This window comes from Acinetobacter sp. B51(2017) (assembly GCF_003711395.1).
Classification (GTDB): domain Bacteria; phylum Pseudomonadota; class Gammaproteobacteria; order Pseudomonadales; family Moraxellaceae; genus Acinetobacter.
Genome location: NZ_PJRJ01000019.1, coordinates 26,034 through 43,826, shown reverse-complemented (window position 1 = coordinate 43,826; position 17,793 = coordinate 26,034). Strand labels below are relative to the sequence as shown.

At 43.0% G+C, this 17,793-nt stretch carries 15 protein-coding genes; 12 read left to right on the top strand and 3 right to left on the bottom strand.

Annotation, left to right across the window (positions count from 1 at the left end):
* Positions 1 to 27: 27 nt before the first annotated feature.
* On the top strand, positions 28 to 2,151 hold the full coding sequence (gene katE, locus CYK47_RS10205) for a catalase HPII (RefSeq protein WP_122901423.1): 2,124 nt from the start codon (positions 28 to 30) through the stop codon (positions 2,149 to 2,151).
* A gap of 82 nt (positions 2,152 to 2,233) precedes the next feature.
* Complete coding sequence (locus tag CYK47_RS10200; protein WP_122901421.1) at positions 2,234 to 2,578, top strand: immunity protein Imm33 domain-containing protein; 345 nt, start codon at positions 2,234 to 2,236, stop codon at positions 2,576 to 2,578.
* A gap of 43 nt (positions 2,579 to 2,621) precedes the next feature.
* On the opposite strand, the gene CYK47_RS10195 is transcribed toward CYK47_RS10200, so the two are convergent.
* Positions 2,622 to 3,581, bottom strand: coding sequence for a methyltransferase (locus tag CYK47_RS10195; RefSeq protein WP_122901419.1), 960 nt, complete (start codon positions 3,579 to 3,581; stop codon positions 2,622 to 2,624).
* 371 nt (positions 3,582 to 3,952) lie between these two features.
* Between CYK47_RS10195 and CYK47_RS10190 the strand changes: the two genes are divergently transcribed.
* From CYK47_RS10190 to CYK47_RS10155, 8 genes are all read left to right on the top strand, one after another.
* Positions 3,953 to 5,431, top strand: coding sequence for a flavin-containing monooxygenase (locus tag CYK47_RS10190; RefSeq protein ID WP_122901417.1), 1,479 nt, complete (start codon positions 3,953 to 3,955; stop codon positions 5,429 to 5,431).
* Positions 5,428 to 6,366, top strand: coding sequence for an alpha/beta hydrolase (locus CYK47_RS10185; protein WP_122901415.1), 939 nt, complete (start codon positions 5,428 to 5,430; stop codon positions 6,364 to 6,366). Before CYK47_RS10190 ends, CYK47_RS10185 begins: the two co-directional genes overlap by 4 nt.
* A gap of 12 nt (positions 6,367 to 6,378) precedes the next feature.
* Positions 6,379 to 7,530, top strand: a complete 1,152-nt coding sequence (locus tag CYK47_RS10180; RefSeq protein WP_122901413.1) for an iron-containing alcohol dehydrogenase — start codon at positions 6,379 to 6,381, stop codon at positions 7,528 to 7,530.
* Positions 7,517 to 8,944 carry a sigma-54 interaction domain-containing protein gene (locus tag CYK47_RS10175; RefSeq protein WP_228722499.1) on the top strand — a complete coding sequence of 476 codons (1,428 nt, stop codon included), beginning with the start codon at positions 7,517 to 7,519 and terminating at the stop codon, positions 8,942 to 8,944. The genes CYK47_RS10180 and CYK47_RS10175 overlap by 14 nt, the downstream gene beginning before the upstream one ends.
* 12 nt (positions 8,945 to 8,956) lie before the next feature.
* A complete protein-coding gene (locus CYK47_RS10170) occupies positions 8,957 to 10,402 on the top strand; it encodes an NAD-dependent succinate-semialdehyde dehydrogenase (RefSeq protein ID WP_122901411.1) in 1,446 nt (481 codons plus the stop codon).
* 49 nt (positions 10,403 to 10,451) lie between these two features.
* Positions 10,452 to 11,816: an MFS transporter gene (locus CYK47_RS10165; protein WP_122901408.1), complete on the top strand. Its 1,365-nt coding sequence runs from the start codon at positions 10,452 to 10,454 to the stop codon at positions 11,814 to 11,816.
* Positions 11,817 to 11,883: 67 nt separating this feature from the next.
* A complete protein-coding gene (locus CYK47_RS10160; RefSeq protein WP_122901407.1) occupies positions 11,884 to 12,609 on the top strand; it encodes an SDR family NAD(P)-dependent oxidoreductase in 726 nt (241 codons plus the stop codon).
* Positions 12,610 to 12,623: 14 nt separating this feature from the next.
* A complete protein-coding gene (locus tag CYK47_RS10155) occupies positions 12,624 to 13,361 on the top strand; it encodes an SDR family NAD(P)-dependent oxidoreductase (protein ID WP_122901405.1) in 738 nt (245 codons plus the stop codon).
* A gap of 25 nt (positions 13,362 to 13,386) precedes the next feature.
* On the opposite strand, the gene CYK47_RS10150 is transcribed toward CYK47_RS10155, so the two are convergent.
* Both CYK47_RS10150 and CYK47_RS10145 read right to left on the bottom strand, forming a co-directional pair.
* A complete protein-coding gene (locus CYK47_RS10150; protein ID WP_122901403.1) occupies positions 13,387 to 14,256 on the bottom strand; it encodes an SDR family oxidoreductase in 870 nt (289 codons plus the stop codon).
* Between the two features lie 51 nt (positions 14,257 to 14,307).
* Positions 14,308 to 14,802: a lipocalin family protein gene (locus CYK47_RS10145; RefSeq protein WP_122901401.1), complete on the bottom strand. Its 495-nt coding sequence runs from the start codon at positions 14,800 to 14,802 to the stop codon at positions 14,308 to 14,310.
* Positions 14,803 to 15,133: 331 nt separating this feature from the next.
* Here CYK47_RS10145 and CYK47_RS10140 point away from each other — a divergent pair, with 331 nt between their 5' ends.
* Both CYK47_RS10140 and CYK47_RS10135 read left to right on the top strand, forming a co-directional pair.
* The gene (locus CYK47_RS10140; RefSeq protein ID WP_122901399.1) at positions 15,134 to 15,448 is read left to right on the top strand and encodes a hypothetical protein; all 315 of its coding nucleotides are present in this window, start codon (positions 15,134 to 15,136) and stop codon (positions 15,446 to 15,448) included.
* Between the two features lie 130 nt (positions 15,449 to 15,578).
* The gene (locus CYK47_RS10135) at positions 15,579 to 17,693 is read left to right on the top strand and encodes a TonB-dependent siderophore receptor (protein WP_122901397.1); all 2,115 of its coding nucleotides are present in this window, start codon (positions 15,579 to 15,581) and stop codon (positions 17,691 to 17,693) included.
* Positions 17,694 to 17,793: the final 100 nt, after the last annotated feature.

Genomic DNA, 17,793 nt, shown 5'->3' with positions numbered 1-17,793 from the left:
GTTATAAAAATGAAATGAGGAAGGATCATGAATAAGAAAACCGTGAGCCAAATGGGCGGACAAGATCATCTAGATCGTCAAAATACCAATAAGAAGCTCGAACAACTGGATGCACATCGTCGCGATGCAACAGAACAAGCTTTAACGACTAATCAAGGCGTTAAAATTGCAGACAATCAGAATAGCTTAAAAGCGGGTACACGAGGTTCTACCTTATTGGAAGATTTTATCTTGCGTGAAAAAATCACCCATTTTGATCATGAGCGTATTCCTGAGCGAATTGTGCACGCGCGTGGTGTGGCAGCGCATGGTTTTTTTGAAGCCTATCCTGGCAATGAAAAGTGGACCAAAGCGGGATTCCTAACCGATAGCAGCATTCAAACTCCAATTTTCGTACGCTTTTCCACTGTACAAGGGCCGCGTGGTTCTGCTGATACGGTGCGTGATATCCGTGGCTTTGCCATTAAATTTTATACTGAAGAAGGTAATTTTGATTTAGTCGGTAATAATGCGCCAGTATTCTTTATTCAAGATGGCATTAAATTCCCAGATTTTGTGCATGCAGTCAAACCAGAGCCAGATACCGAGATTCCAACCGGTGCATCGGCACATGATACCTTTTGGGATTTTGTTTCTTTAGTGCCTGAATCAGCGCATGCGGTGATGTGGGCGATGTCAGATCGTGCCATTCCACGTAATTTACGTTCTATCCAAGGCTTTGGGGTGCATACCTTCCGCTTAATTAATGCCAAAGGCGAAGCAGTATTTGTGAAATTCCATTGGACGCCAAAACAAGGTCTAGCTCAGTTGGTTTGGGATGAAGCACAAAAATTAGCGGGGAAAGACCCTGATTTTCATCGTCGTGACTTGTACGAAGCGATTGAAAATGGTTTCTATCCAGAATGGGAATTAGGGGTGCAGATTGTGCCAGAACAAGATGAAATGAAATATGACTTTGATCTGCTCGATCCGACCAAAATTATTCCTGAGGAACTCGTTCCTGTGACGCCAATTGGCAAATTTGTTCTGAATCGTAACGTAGATAATTTCTTTGCTGAAACTGAGCAAGTGGCTTTCTGTCCAGGGCATATTGTCCCAGGGATTGATTTTACCAACGACCCTTTATTACAAGCGCGTTTATTCTCTTATACCGATACTCAGTTAAGTCGCCTTGGTGGGCCGAACTTCCACCAAATTCCGATCAATAAAGCTGTCTGTCCATTCCATAATAATCAGCGTGATGCCTTACATCAGCATCATGTGCATAAAGGTCAAGCCGCATATCAGCCGAATTCAATTGATGGTAATTGGCCCGTTGAAACCCCACCTGCTGCCAGCCAAGGTGGTTTTGAAAGTTACCAAGAACGTATTGATGGGCGCAAGATTCGTGAACGTAGTCCATCATTTTCCGACCACTTTAGCCAAGCCCGTTTATATTATCAAAGCTTAGCAGCACACGAACAAAAACATGTGGTAGATGCCTATGTGTTTGAATTGGGTAAAGTCGAGCGTCTACATATTCGTGAGCGTGAAGTACAAGAGGTGTTAGCGAATATTGATATTGACTTAGCACGCCAAGTGGCAGAGCAATTGGGCATTGCCTTAAAAGCCGATGCCAAGGCACAAAGTCAAGCGATTGATAAAACCTCAGCCAAACTCTCTATGCAAGCATTTGTGCCCGAAGATATCAAAGCGCGCAAAATTGCAGTCTTGGTCCATGATGGCGCTAACGCAGCGCAGGTGAAAGCCATTCAAGACTGGGCTAAATCTGAACAGGCTGTGGCCGAAGTGCTGACCCCTACACCTGCTCCAGTCAAAGATTCCAAAGGCAAAGACATTGCTTCAGATGGCATGCAAAAAGGTGAACCTTCAATTGCGTATGATGCAGTGGTGATTGTCGATGGCGATAATCTAGATGCCGTGAAAAAAGATGGTGTTGCTAAACATTATCTGCTTGAAACCTACAAGCATTTAAAACCGATTGTATTTTTAGGTGATAAAGCTGAGCTCATTGACTTACTGGGCTTAGAAGACGATGCAGGTCTATTTAAAGCAGATGACTTTAAAAAGATTGCTGATGATTTTAAAGAGAGTATTCGCAAGCATCGGATTTGGGCACGTGAACCGGCTGCTGAAGTGATTCCAGCTTAAATTGTTGCCAAAGAAAAAGCCCACGAGCGTGGGCTTTTTTCGTTATACTAGACTTTGTTGACATGATTTAGAAAATCTACCCATGCATAAAGATATCATTGAAGAACAGAAATTGGTGTGTGAACAATATGGTTCTGCCTATCGTGCAGTCAATGACCAAGATGTCATTGCCATTGCTGTTCAATCTTTAACTGAAGAGAGTATTGTCGGGATTCGTAATTTACCCGATAGCGACGGCATTGCATGGTTTATCTATGGTGGGGAATTAGATGATGCAGATGATTTCTTCCATACCATTACCGTCAAAGAATTAGAAGAGGTTTTTCCTGAAGCCTTGCCGTTTTTAGCACTTGATACAGGCTATCGCTTTTTAATCGATCATGATGAATATGAAGATGTATGGCGTGAAGGTGAGTCAGATATTTAAGCGCCCTATTCAAAATAGCAAGCCCACGGATGTGGGCTTGCTGTTAAGGTGCTTGTACCGTGATTAATGCCAAGCTAATCCGATCAATGTGCTGATATTGGCTGTGCTCGAGTTCTTCGCCAAACACGTCAGGATCAATCTCCTGATAGTGCCATGAATAGTCAGGATAATCCTGCATAAAAATTTTAATTGCGGTATAGAGTAAATTATTATCTTGCGAGATTGCCGCACCAGTATATAAAAATAAATGCCCTTGTGGACTTAACTGCCGAATCGCTTGTTGTAAAATAACAAAGGCCATTTCAGCGCCATCAAGTTGGCCGCCGTGCCGATATTGACGTTGCTCATCATCGACCAAATATGGTGGATTGGCAAAAATAAAATCAAACTTTTGATCAATATCTTGCAACACATCACTTTGCGCTAAGATTAAATCCATCTTCGCTGCCTTGGCGTTGACTGCGCTAAAGCTTAAAGCTTGTGGATTGATATCAATGCCAGTCATGTGCTCAATTTTAAACTGTTTGGCAAGTGCAATGGCCACCGCTGCTGTTCCACAGCCAATTTCTAAAGCGGATTGGGGCTGTAATTGCTGTTGCTTGAGATATTGCTGCACATGAAAATAAAAGCGATAGGTATCGGGGCCAAAAAAAACCGCATCAATATCTTGGGTTGGATAACCAGAATGAACCACTAAATGTTGATCTAGACTTGAAACACGAATACAGCTATACCATTGCTGGTCATTGTAGCGCTCTAGATATTGACTTGTTTGTAGTAATGCAAATAGCTCTAAGGGTAGAAAATCTGCATCAAAAGGTAAATTCCAACCAAAAATGTCGGTCAGACTGCTGGCAGTTTGTGCTTTACGCCGTGTCAGAATACGTTGATGGGACAACGGGGTAATAGTGGTAAAGTGATAATGGTGTTGTTTTAAATAGCGTAATAATTCCACTAAGGCAGATTGTTGAGCAGATAACTCAACAGCAAGATGCCTTGACATAAATAATCCTCGTTATTGTGATTTTAAGTACATCGACTTAAATTAGATGGCTTTATCCTAGCAAGGGGAAATAGAGCGTGGGGTATGGCTTATGTTAATTTCAGCCAATTTTTATATCCGCTAGTACGTGTACTTTGGCGTATTTTTAGTAAATTTCAGTTGACATCACTTTTATCTTTTGTGTTATAAAAGAAAAAAATCATCAAAATAAAGCTAATTTAAGAAAAAATTCATCACCTCGATCGTCGATAGATTTTTAAATTGTAAATAAAACAATGATCTATGGGGTGGAAAGAAGTTGGCATGATTTTTGGAAAATAGAATAAAGATGATTTTTTTCATCAGTAAGGAAAAATAACAAGGATAAGGATATGAGTCAGCAAATTTTGGATGTCGCCATTTTAGGATCTGGCTATGGTGGCCTAGGTATGGCGGCAGTGCTCAAACAAAATGGCATAGAAAATTTCAAAATTTTTGAAAAAGCCGATGCGTTAGGCGGTGTTTGGCGTGACAATATTTACCCCGGTGCGGCCTGTGATACCCAGTCGCATATTTACTGTTTTAGCTATTTTCCGCATCTGCGCGTGAGTCGCATGTATGCCGGTCAAGAAGAGTTGTTGGGCTATTTAAATGATTTAGCCAGTCACTTTAATTTACACCCACATCTGAGCTATAACGCTGAAATTACCCAAGCGATCTGGAATAAAGAACAGCAGCTTTGGGATTTAGAGATTCAAAACCTAGGGCGAGTGCAAGCCAAAGTGTTTATTCCAGCTTGGGGACAACTCAATACACCGGTTATCCCAAGCTTTAAGGGTGCAGAGCGTTTTCAAGGACAAAGTTTCCACTCTGCTGCATGGCAATATGAAGTCAATTTAACAGATAAGAACGTCGTGAGTATTGGTAGTGCCGCCAGCGCTGTACAATATATTCCTGAGGTCGCGAAACAGGCAAAACAGCTGACGATTTTTCAGCGCAGTGCCAATTGGATTATGCCGCGTGATCAGTATGTGTTTAGCCAAGCTGAGTTGGATGAATTTGAGCATCATCCTGCCGCATTTTTTGCCAGTCGTCAGCATATTCATCAAATGCGTGAAGATGGTTTTCATCGCACCCAACATGGCAGTGATATGCAAAAAGAGGGTGAGCGTTTAGCCCTTCAACATTTATATGACAGTATTCCAGATCCTATTTTACGTGCTAAGCTGACCCCAGATTATGAGTTTGGTTGTAAACGTATTTTAAGAACCGATGATTATTACCCAACGCTCAATCGTGACAATGTGTCTTTAGTGACCGATGCAATTGCAGAAATGAGTGAGCATGGCATTGTAACCAGTGCCGGAGAATACATCGAAGCCGATGTCATTATTTATGGAACTGGATTTGCCAGTCAAAACTTTAATGGCAAGCTCAATATTGTGGCGCAAAATGGTGAGTCTTTATCACAAGTGTGGGCAGATGGTGCAGAAGCCTATTTAGGTTTAAGCGTACCTCAATTTAATAATTTATTTTTAGTCTACGGCCCTAATACCAACTTAAACCATAATTCGATTGTGACGATGCTAGAAATTCAGCATCAATACATTTTAGAGGCGGTACAGCATATTTTAGCCCATGATGTGGCTTTGGCGGTTAAGCCGGAATTATTTGAGGATTATAACCACAAAATCCAACAGCAGATGGCTCACTCAGCCTTTTCCTCCGACTGCTCAAGTTGGTATAAAAATGCAGCTGGTAAAGTGATTAACAATTGGCCCTTAGATGTGGAAGCCTATCGTCAGGCGGCACAGTTTCAAGCATCAGACTACTATAGCGCGCATGTCGGGATGGAGGATCAAGTGGTATGACTTACGCACTGCATCCGGATGCCCGTCCCGTAATTGAGGCCTTCTTAGCCAAAGGCGGGCAATCGTTTGAAAAAATGGGCAGTATTGCTGAACTACGCCAGACCTATATCAACAATTGTGCTTTGGCTGCGATGCAAGGTTTAGACCATGTGCAAACGAGGGATATTGAGCAAACATGGCAAGATCAGCCGATTCATCTACGTCTTTATGATATTGATTTACAGGCAACGCAGCGGGCATGTGTGATCTATATCCACGGCGGTGGTTGGGTAATTGGAAATTTAGACTCACATGACTCGATTTGCCGTAAGTTGGCGCATAGTGCCGATGTACGCGTGATTGCGATTGACTATCGTCTGGCGCCTGAATTTAAATTTCCTGTACCTTATCAAGATTGCCAGCAGGCACTGGCGTATATCATGCAACAACATACCGAGTTAGGCGTTGATGTCACACGTTTAGTGTTTTGTGGGGATAGTGCCGGCGCGAATTTAGCAGCCTATTTAGGACAAAATTTTTATCAGCAATTTAACATCGAATTAAAAGCACAAGTCTTACTTTATCCGGTGATTGGGTATTTTCCTGAAAGTCCGAGTTATCAAGCGTATTTAAGCGGCTTTCCCTTAGTGCAAAGCACCATGCACTGGTTTTTTGAGCAGTTAATGCAAGACTTAGATGACCACAATGCAATTTGTATTTTGAATCAACCTTTTATACGAGAAAATGGCAAACTCTATATTCTGACCGTTGAGCATGATCCATTGCGTGATGAGGTTTTAGATTATGTCAGGACGGCCATTCAAGCTGGCTTAAATGTGGACTATCACCATGTGCAAGGTCTGATGCATGGCATGTTTACCATGGCAGGGAAATTACCAATTGCAGAGCAATACTTAGACAAGATCAGTGAATTTATTAAACATAATATTAAATAGGATAACAATAACATGAGCTTTGCAACATTTAAAACCGCCAATAAATTGATTACTGGGCCAAATGCACTGGATTATGTAGCTACAGCGATCGAAAAATTAAAGATGAATAAGGCATTAATTGTCACCGACCAAGGCGTGGTACAGTCAGGCACCATTCAACAAGTACTCAGTCGCTTAAATATTGATTATGCAATTTATGATCAAGTCAAACCAGAACCTGAGTTAGCCCAAGTGCAAGAGGTGATAGATGGCTATCATCAACAAGCTTGCGATGGGGTGATTGCGGTAGGGGGCGGCAGTGCCTTAGATATTGCCAAATGTGTGGCAGCTTTAGCAGGACAAACTGGCGCTGTTGAGGATTTTATTGGGGTGGATCAAATTCAACAGCGCGATATTGCCCTGATTGTGATTCCAACCACGGCGGGTACAGGGTCAGAAGTGACCAATATTGCGATTTTATCTGACACCGTCAAGCAAATGAAACAAGGGATTGTCAGTGATTGCTTATTGCCAGATGTGGCAATTGTTTCACCGGTGATGTCAGTCAGTTGCCCACCCGCTGTTACCGCAGCCAGTGGTGTTGATGCTTTAGTGCATGCCATTGAAGCTTATATTTCAGTGAATCGTTCTGATGTGACGGATGCCTTAGCGATTCAAGCGATTGAAATGATTGTTGAGTATTTACCGCAAGCCTATGCTTTACCCAATCATTTGCTGGCGCGCGAAAAAATGGCCACGGCAAGCTTAATGGCAGGCTTGGCATTTGGTAATGCGGGTGTGGGCGCCGTGCATGCCTTGGCCTATCCATTAGGGGGTAAGTACAAAATGGCGCATGGGGTCAGTAATGCGCTTATGCTGCCTTATGTCTTAAAATGGAATGTGTTGGGCTGTGCAGAACGTTTAAGTGAAATTGCAAAACGCTTACATCTGGCTCAAGGCAATCATCATATGCTCAATGCCGAAAAATTAGTGGAATTTTTGCATCAATTCTGTCGTCAACTGAATATTCCAGCCGGTTTACAACATTTTGGCATTGTGGAAGAAGACTTAGCCGGTCTTGCGGCAGAAGCGATTAAAGTCGAGCGCTTGCTGAAAAATAATCCGCGCCAATTTACTGTGCAGGAAATTGAATCGATTTATCGAGAAGCCTATGTCAGTCGCTAAGGCGCACCAGCAGCACTTGAGCTTGTTACAGCACATGCAAGGCTTTGCTTTAAAGACCCAAGATGGCCGCTCAATTTTCAATGTCGAACCCATTCGCTCCTTTATGGAAGCGATTCAAGATGGCATTTATATCACGGATGCCGAAGCAGTGACGTTGGCGGTCAATAGTGCCTATGAACGGATTACGGGTTTAAACCGTAGTTTGTTACTGGGTCGCTATATGGGTGATTTGGTGAAACTGGGCTATTTATCCAATTCGGTTTCCTTGGAAGTCATTAAGCGTCAGGATGTAGTGACCTTAGTACAGAGTATTCATGGCAATCAAAAGATTTTAGTCACAGGTAGTCCTATTTTTGATGCCAAGCAGCAATTACTGTGTGTGGTGACTTGTGTACGGGATATTACTGAACTTCTGCGCGCCAAACATGCACAAGAACAGCTGGAAAATTTATTCCGTAGTCAAGCGCAATATAAAATCAGCAGTCATGCGAGTGATTTTATTGTCTCGCAGCATACGCAAGACATATTAGATTTGGCGACTCATGTGGCTAAGTTTGACAGTAAGGTACTAATTGGCGGGGAAACGGGGACAGGCAAAAGTCAGCTGGCACGTTATATACATCACATGAGTCCACGCGCTGAACAGGCTTTTTTAGAGCTGAATTGTTCAGGCCTACCCGATAATTTGTTAGAAATTGAACTGTTTGGCTATGTGGCAGGTGCCTTTACCGGCGCCTCTAGTAAAGGCAAAAAAGGTCTATTGGAAATTGCCCATCAAGGCACTTTGTTTTTAGATGAGATTGGTGATTTGCCCTTACATTTACAGGTCAAATTATTAAAAGTCATTGAAGAGCAGCGTTTTTTAGCCGTGGGTGGCACCGAGTTTAAACAAATTGATGTACGGATTATCAGTGCCACACATCGCAATTTAAAGGAGATGCTTGATCACGGGCAATTCCGTGAGGACTTATTTTATCGGCTTAATGTGGTTGAGCTAAATTTACCACCCTTACGTGAGCGCCGTGCGGAAATTATTCCTCTGCTTGAGCATTATTTAAGCCTATGGAATCAAAAACATCAGCAGCATAAGTCGTTGAGTCCTGAAGTATTAGAAGCTCTAAGCCACTATGCTTGGCCGGGCAATATTCGTGAATTGGTGAATTTGGTGGAGCGTTTATGTGTCGTGACTCGTCAAGATGATATTGAGCTGCAGGATCTACCGGAACATTTGTCTGTACAGTGTGACGTTGCAAGCACGCCATTATCACTCAAAGCACAAGTTTTAGCTTATGAACGGCAATTAATTATTGAGGCTTTGGCCGTGCATGGTTCTACCCGTGCGACAGCGCAAGCCCTACAGGTCGAGCAATCTACGTTAGTGAAAAAGATTGCGCGTTTTAAACAACAAGAATAAGGATATAAATATATGGATATTCAGACATATGCATCTTTTGAAAATCGATGCTGGGTCAATGGTGAATGGATCACTACACAAGACAAAATAGCGGTGTATAACCCCTATGATCAAAGCTTGATTAGCGAGGTGCCGCAACTGGATGCAGCTTGCATTGAACAGCTGATTGTAGATGCCGACGTTGCCCAAAAACAATGGCGTGAAGTGGCCCCCAATGAACGCAGTCGTGTATTAAGACAATGGTTTGATTTGATGCAAACGCATCAAGACGAGCTTGCCACCATTATGACCCTAGAGCAAGGCAAGCCACTTAAAGAAGCCAAAGGGGAGATTGCTTATGCAGCCAGCTATATCGAGTGGTTTAGTGAAGAAGCCAAACGCGGTTATGGCGATATTATTCCCACAGCGAGCAATAGTGAAATTTTTGTGTTTAAGCAAGCGGTCGGCGTCTGTGCTGCCATTACCCCGTGGAATTTTCCGGCGGCGATGATTACCCGTAAAGTGGCACCTGCGTTAGCCGCGGGCTGTAGCATTATTGTTAAACCGGCTTCAGAAACGCCATTAACCGCTTTGGCTTTGGCCAAACTTGCCGAACAAGCCGGCTTTCCCAAAGGTATATTTAATGTCGTGACTGGATCATCTAGTGAGATTGGTGAGGTCCTTACACGTCATCCACTGGTTAAAAAGTTAAGCTTTACCGGTTCGACAGAAGTGGGTGCCAAGCTAATGGCGCAAAGTGCGCCAACCATTAAAAAACTATCGCTTGAACTCGGCGGTAACGCACCTGTTTTAGTATTCAATTCCGCACAGATTGACCAAGCGGTACAAGGGGTGATGGACAGTAAGTTTCGTAATGCTGGACAAACCTGTGTCTGTGCCAATCGTATTTATGTGCAAAGTGGCATCTATGCAGAGTTTATTGCCAAGCTCAAAAGCAAAGTCGAGGCGCTTAAAGTGGGCAATGGCCTAGATGAACAGACCGATATTGGGCCGCTGATTAATGCCAAAGCCGTAGAGAAAGTTAAACAACATATCCAAGACGCGTTAAGCAAAGGCGCGCAATTGGTGACAGGTGAAGTTGAAGCACAGCAAGGCCATTGGTGTACACCGACCGTGCTGCAAGATGTGACCCAAAACATGCTATGTGCGCGTGAAGAAACCTTTGGCCCAATGGCGCCCATTTTTAAATTTGACCATGAAGCTGAGGCGATCCAACTGGCCAATGATACCGAATTTGGCTTAGCTGCCTATGTGTTTACCCAAGACATGAGTCAATTTATACGTGTGTCACGCGCTTTAGAATATGGCATGGTGGGGGTGAATACCGGTCTAATTTCGAATGCTGCCGCACCTTTTGGTGGCGTAAAAGCATCAGGGATCGGCCGTGAAGGGTCTAAATACGGCATGGATGAATACCTCGAAATAAAATATGTCTGTTTAGGCAATATTCAACTGTAAATAGCAAATAAAACAACAACGACAAAGCAATGCTCAAAGGATAATGAACATGGAAATAGCACAAACAAAAGCTGTAGAGCTTGAGGTGACCGCGGAACGCTCCTCGATTAAAAAAGTAGTTGGCGCAGCAATGGCAGGCACCATTGCAGAGTGGTATGAATTTTTTATTTACGGTATTGCCAGTACCTTGGTCTTTTCAAAAATCTTTTTCCCTACGATGGGCAGTGGCGGAGTACTGATGGGCATTATTGCCGCCTTTGCCACCTATGCGGTAGGATTTATGGCCCGCCCTTTAGGCGGTTTAGTCTTTGGTCACTACGGTGATAAATACGGACGTAAAAAACTACTACAAATTAGCTTAATTCTGGTGGGGGTGGCGACCTTTTTAATGGGCTGTATTCCCACTTTTGCCAGCATTGGTTATGCAGCGCCAGCCATCTTAGTCTTGTTGCGCTTTATTCAAGGTTTTGCGGTGGGCGGTGAATGGGGCGGAGCGATGCTATTGGTGGGTGAACATAGCCCAGAGCATCAACGTGGTTTTTGGACTAGTTTTCCCCAAGCCGCGGCGTGTGCAGGTAATGTGTTGGCCAGTTTGGTGTTACTGAGTTTATCTGCCCTGTTAGTGCCTGAAGACTTTTTAGCATGGGGCTGGAGAATTGCCTTTTGGCTGTCTGCGGTGATTGTATTTATTGGCTACTATATTCGTAAAAATGTAGAAGAATCAGATGTCTTTAAAGAATCCATTGAACGTCAAGAACAGCAACAAAAAGCCTCTGCAGGTTTAAAGGAAGTCCTCAAACACTATCCAAAACAAGCCATTTGCGGCATGCTAATGCGTGTCGGTGAAAACTCTGCTTATTATATTATTGTGGTGTTTTCGATTGCTTATTTATCGATTCAAATGCAATTTAGTTACCCGACCATTTTAAGTTTATTACTTTGTGCCAATGCTTTTCAGTTCTTTTCAATGATTTCGTGTGGAGCGCTGTCGGATAAAATTGGTCGAAAAATGACGATGTATATTGGCTATGCAGGCTTAGTGCTGTGGATTCCATTTTATTTTGCGGGTTTAAATACTGGTGAATTTGGCTGGGTATTGTTAGCCATGTGTACCGGTTTATTGTTTCAAGGCATGTGTTATGCTGGACAAGGTGCAGTATTGGCAGAGATTTTCCCGACGCGTATGCGCTATTCAGGCTCATCCTTTTGCTATCAAATTTCTTCAATTTTAGCAGGTTCAATTGCACCGATGATTGCAACCTTATTATGGAAAAAATTTGACAGTACCTTACCCATCACTTTCTATATTTTATTTGTGATTGGCATTTCAGTGATCTCGATTATCTTACTCAAAGAAACCGGTGGACGTTCATTGCGTGAAGTGGATCAGGAGGATCAGCAAAAACATGCTTAATCGATGACTGCTGCCCATGCGATCAGCGCTGGGCAGTTTTTTAAACATATAACAATAACAGGTCACTATGAAAGGACTACACCATAAAACTGTGTTAATGACTGGGGCTTTAGGTGGTATTGGACGTGCCACCATTCAAGCCTTTGATGATTACGCCGTGCAAATGATTTTAATTGATGTGGTGGCGCCAGATCAGCAATTTCTAGACAGCTTAAAAAGCCGTAGCGTCTATTTTCAAGCGGATATTGCCCAACCACAACAAGTGGAACAGGTTTATGAGCAGATTTTAAAACAATTTCCACAGATTGATTTTTTGATACATGCTGCAGGCGTCTACCAGCATATTGAGCTGGATGATTTAGATATGCAGACATGGAATCAGCAAATAAATCTTAATCTAAATGCCAACTATTATTTAATTCATCGTTTTAAAGATGCTTTGACACAAGACAGCGCAATCGTCAATCTTGCTTCTATCGCAGGTCATCAAGGTAGTATTGCGCATACGGCCTATGCGACAGCCAAGGGTGGTGTGGTGGCTTTAAGTAAAAGTTTAGCCATAGAGCTCGCGCCTAAAACGCGCGTGAATACCGTATCTCCCGGTTTAATTGATACTCGAATGATGCAAGGCATGACGGCGGAAAAACGCCTTGCCATGACTCAAGCCACGCCATTGCAGCGTTTGGGTCAGCCACGTGAAATTGCCGATGTGATTTTATTTTTATGTAGCCAAAGTGCCTCGTTTATGACGGGTGAAAATATTCATGTCAATGGCGGTCTATATCGTCACTAAAATAGAGCATACACATGATTCAACATACACAAGTCGCTATGATTACAGGTGCTGCCTCTGGGATTGGTAAAGCAGTGGCAGAAAAGTTGGCAGGACAGGGTTATATTTTGCATTTGCTGGATTTAAACGCGACAGCTTTAGCACAGCTAGAAGCAGAATTAGCCACCCAAAGCAAAGTAAAGATTTATGTCGGTGATGTCAGTGATGCCACATTTGTTGCTGATGTCGTGGCACAAATTGGCTCATCTGGGCAAGGTCTGGACTGTGCTTTTAATAATGCAGGCATGACCTCACCCGCCGCCAGTATTGATGAGTTAGAACTCGACGTTTGGCAGCAGGTGCTTGATGTCAATTTAAATAGTATCTTTTACTGCCTAAAATATCAGATCCAATTGATGAAACAGCAAGGGCGAGGCGGTTCGATCGTTAATACTTCATCCATGTTGGGCTTAATTGCTACAGCACATCGCGCAGCCTATGTGGCGACCAAACACGCCGTGACAGGCTTAACCAAAGCCGCGGCTTTAGATGGTGCCGAATACAATATTCGCGTTAACTCGATTCATCCAGGCTACATTGAAACACCGTTAATTGCGCACTTAGATCGTCAAGCACTGGCGGCGAAACATCCCATTCAGCGCTTAGGCAGTAGTGAGGAAGTCGCAAATTTGGTCTATTTCTTACTGTCCAAAGAAGCGAGTTTCGTCACAGGATCACAATACGTCATTGATGGTGGTTATAGTATTCAATAACACTACGAGCTGGTCTAAAATCTGTTTAGGTGTTTAAAATCTCACCGCCATTGACATGAATGACTTGTCCAGCAATATAACTGGCTGCATCTGAAGCAAGAAATAAATACGCTGGGGCAACTTCACTGGGTTGCCCCATCCTGCCCATGGGACTGTCTTTGCCAAAGTCTGCCACTGTTTTGGCATCAAAGCTACTCGGGATGAGCGGTGTCCAGATTGGGCCTGGTGCAACAGCATTTACGCGAATACCACGACCTTGTTTGAGTAAATGAGTTGCTAAACTACGGGTAAAACTGGTAATGGCACCTTTAGTACTTGCATAATCGATCAATTGATCATGTCCCCGATAGCTGGTAATACTGCTTGTATTAATAATACTGTCACCTGCATGTAGATGCGGTAGGGCAGCTTGAGTTAAATAGTACATCGAAAATATATTGGTTTGAAAAGTATGTTGTAGTTGTTCAGGGCTAATATCTTCTAACTTGTCTTGCGGATATTGCACGGCTGCATTGTTAATTAAAATATTCAGTTTGCCAAAGGCTTGTATGGTTTGGGCAATGGCATGTTGTGCCTGTTTAGGGTCAGTAAGATCTGCTGCCAAAGTCATACATTTTTGACCTTCAGCTGCAACGAGTTGTTGTGTTGCTTTCGCATCTTGATCTTCGTCTAAATAAACAATGGCAATATCTGCGCCTTCACGAGCAAATAACAGGGCAATAGAGCGCCCAATACCACTATCACCACCGCTAATTAAGGCGACTTTGCCCTGTAGTTTTTGACTGCCTTGATAATTTGGCTTAATTATTTCAGGTTGCGGTTGCATAGAATCTTGTTGCCCAGGTTGATGAGCTTGATGTTGTGCAGGTGGAGAAGTTGGATAGTGCTGACTCATATGATAATACTCCTATAAAAAAAGCCCTCTACATCAGAGGGCTTCAGCGGTTTAAAGCTGTGGGGTTTTGCGCCCAGTATGTACAGTGTGGATCAAATCAGTCAGGTCATAGCCTAAACTTTCCGCATAAGCCAAATATTGTTGTTTGATACTTGGATCTAAATCTACATCGCGATGTAATAACCATAAGTATTTTTGATTAGGTTCGCCCACTAAAGCGGTGCTGTAGTCCTCATCAATTTTGAGTACCCAATAGTCGCCCTTGGTAAATGGAATCCAGCGTAAACCTTCAGGTAAAAAACTCACTTCTAGTTTGCCGTGTTCAGCATCAACCACAGTCGCTTCACCAATGGATTCATCCAGTTCACCTTGGCCATCTAGACAGCGATTTTGCACACGAACTTTGCCATCATCATTCAGTGAATAAACGGCAGAAATATCGGTACTGTCTTCTGGTTGATGTTTCATCGGTAGGCGAGCAATTTCATACCACGTACCTAAATAGCGAGTTAAATCAAAATGGTTAACGGTTTGGATCTCTGACATGTATTATTCCTATTGTTTATCATTGCTATAAGGACTTTAAGTAAAACGGTTTTCTAGCTATATGACCTTAGTTGCTTTGTGCAGCTTATGTAGGCTTGTGTGAAAAAAATAGACCATCAAGTAAAAAGCGTAAGTCAAATCTGCCCATATCAGACAGTTAAGGCTGATTTACTCACGTTGCATTAAAATGATACAGCTTCTCAATTGGCTTAGGCGCAAAAGCATGTAACAGTGATGCCTATCGACATGATCAATGAATGCCGATCGTTTTAGACGCAACAGCATGTTGTCATCTTTAATGTTATTTAATTTAATAAGGATGGAATCAATCATGAATCAGAATCAAAACGACCAGAATCAACGCAACCAGAACCAACGTGCGCAACAGCAGCAACAAAACGGTCAACAGCATCAAAATGACCAACAGCAACAACAACAGCAGCGTGATCAGCAACAGCAACAGAATCCGCGCTTACCGCAACAAGATCAAAACGATCAACAACAGCAGCAACCACAACAGCAAGATCAGTGGAAACAGCAGCAAAATCAACATGATCAGCAACAGCAACAGCCGCAACAACAAAATGGTCAAAAAGATCAGCACAATATGCAACAAAAACAGCCTAACCGTGACCAACAAGGTTAAGCTGCGCTAAAAAAGAGCCTAGCATTTGCTGGGCTTTTTTATGCCTAAAATAAAATTGTTAAAAAATCATTAACTTTGCTTAAACTTGCGACTATGATGCGCTCAACGCAATTGACCGTATAATATTTTGATGACGTTCTCTCCACATCTCATAGCGACCCCTTTAGCTAGTGCTATTGTTTTGATCTGTAGTAGCAATGCTTGGGCCGAAGTGCAACAATTAGATACTTTAGTGATGCAAGCGCAGCCCTTTGCCCAAATACAACTTGATCCCTTTGGGCAAAGCGTACTTGAGATTGCCCACAGCGTAAACAGCATTGATGCCAAGCAGATTGCTGCGCAGGGCTTACAAAACCTCAGTGATTTAGCAAGCCAAGATGCCAGTTTAGGTGAGGGTTATATGCCAATTGGCTATTATGGCAATATCGTATCACGCGGTTTTGCCTTAGATAGTGCCAATGGGTATTTACTTAATGGACAAACTGTACGCGGGGAACAGAATATTGCGCTTGAAAATAAGCAGCGCGTGGAAGTGCTTAAAGGCGTAGCAAGCTTATATAGTCCAATGGCGACTCCAGGTGGTGTGGTGAACTATGTCACTAAACGGCCTGAAGATGTACGCAGCGTGTCTATGCATGTCAATAAATATGGGCAAATTGGGGCGCACGTGGATGTAGGCGGTTTTAGTACCAGCCAAGATTTAGGTTATCGCTTTAACCTTGCCACAGAAAAATTAAAACCTTATATAAAAGCTGCTGATGGTGAACGTTATTTTGCTGCCTTGGCGCTAGATTATCAGTTTAATCCACAGCAAAAGCTTGAAATTGATGCAGAATGGCAACGCCAAAGCCAATATTCAGTGGCGGGCTATCAACTCTTTAATGGGAATTTACCACAAGGGATCGAATGGGAACGCGCCTTAGGCCAGCAAGCATGGTCTAAGCCAGTAAAAAATGACAGCTTGAGTACCCAACTGCAATATCAGCAGCAACATGGTAATTGGGACAGCACTATCACAGCAAGTTATAGTCAAGTGGTGATTGATGACTATAGTAGCTTCCCATGGGGATGTTATAGTGAGATCTGTCAAATTGAAGGTTTAGGCAATCACTTTGATCAAACTGGTCACTATGATGTATATGATTTTCAGAGCCCCAATGATACACGACGTACTCTACAACTGGGTGCAGCACTGACGGGTGAGTTGAACAGTGATCGGCTTGAGCAGCGTTTACATCTTGCTTGGAAGAGTACCCAAAAACGTCAACAGCAACATGAACCTATTAATGCTTGGGTGGGGGTAGGAAATGCCATGCAACAGAATGTGCCATTAGCGCAAGCTGATGCAGAGCTTGGCGCATATTATACTGCACTAAAAAGTCAGCAGCATAGTTTATCCATTCAAGATCAGTTGCGTTGGCATCCCGCATGGTCAGCAGTGTTAGGTGGGCAATGGTTATCTGTCGATGAACAGGCTTATAGTGCCGATGGCCAAGCACAACGTGATACTCAACTTCAGCGCTTTTTACCGCAATTGGCGCTGATGTATCAGCCTACGCCAAATACACAGGCTTATCTGTCTTATCGGGAAGGTTTAAGTGATGGGGCTGTGGCGCCGTGGTATGCCGAAAATGCTTTAATGAGTCTGGCGCCACGCCAATCTAAACAATATGAACTCGGTTTTAAACAGCTGCTTGATGATTGGGAATGGAATGTTGCAATTTTTGATTTAAGCCAAGACTATCAATATGCTAAACCGCTACAAGATGGTTTTCGTTTTGTCAGTGAAGGACAACAAAACAGCCGCGGGCTAGAATTAGGGGTGCAGGGCAAAGTGAGTCCTGCGTTTAGCATAAATGCCAACAGCACATGGTTAGACAGTAAGGTCGAAGGTGCACAAGGCTTTGGTAAGCAGATGCAAAACGTACCTCGCTTACGTGCCGTATTACAAGCTCATTACCAAGTTGCACAGATTGATGGCTTAAGCGTGGCTGGTGAACTACGTTATAGTGCCAGTAAATTTGCCAATAAGGCAGCTACGATTAAAGCAGCATCCTATACTGTCTTTGACCTGAGTGCAGCCTATGACTTCGCTTGGCAAGATTATCCTGTGACTGTGAATATGCAGCTAGACAACGTGTTGAATAAACAATATTGGCGTGATGTGGGTGACTATATGGGTGATGATTATCTATTTTTAGGCCAACCACGCACGTTTAAAATTGCCACGACCCTGCAATTTTAGGAACTGATCTTTTGATAGTTTATTGTTAAGTAAAATTAAACAATATATCTATTTTTAAACCTTATCTTAGATATATCTTCGGGGATATATCTAAGTGCTG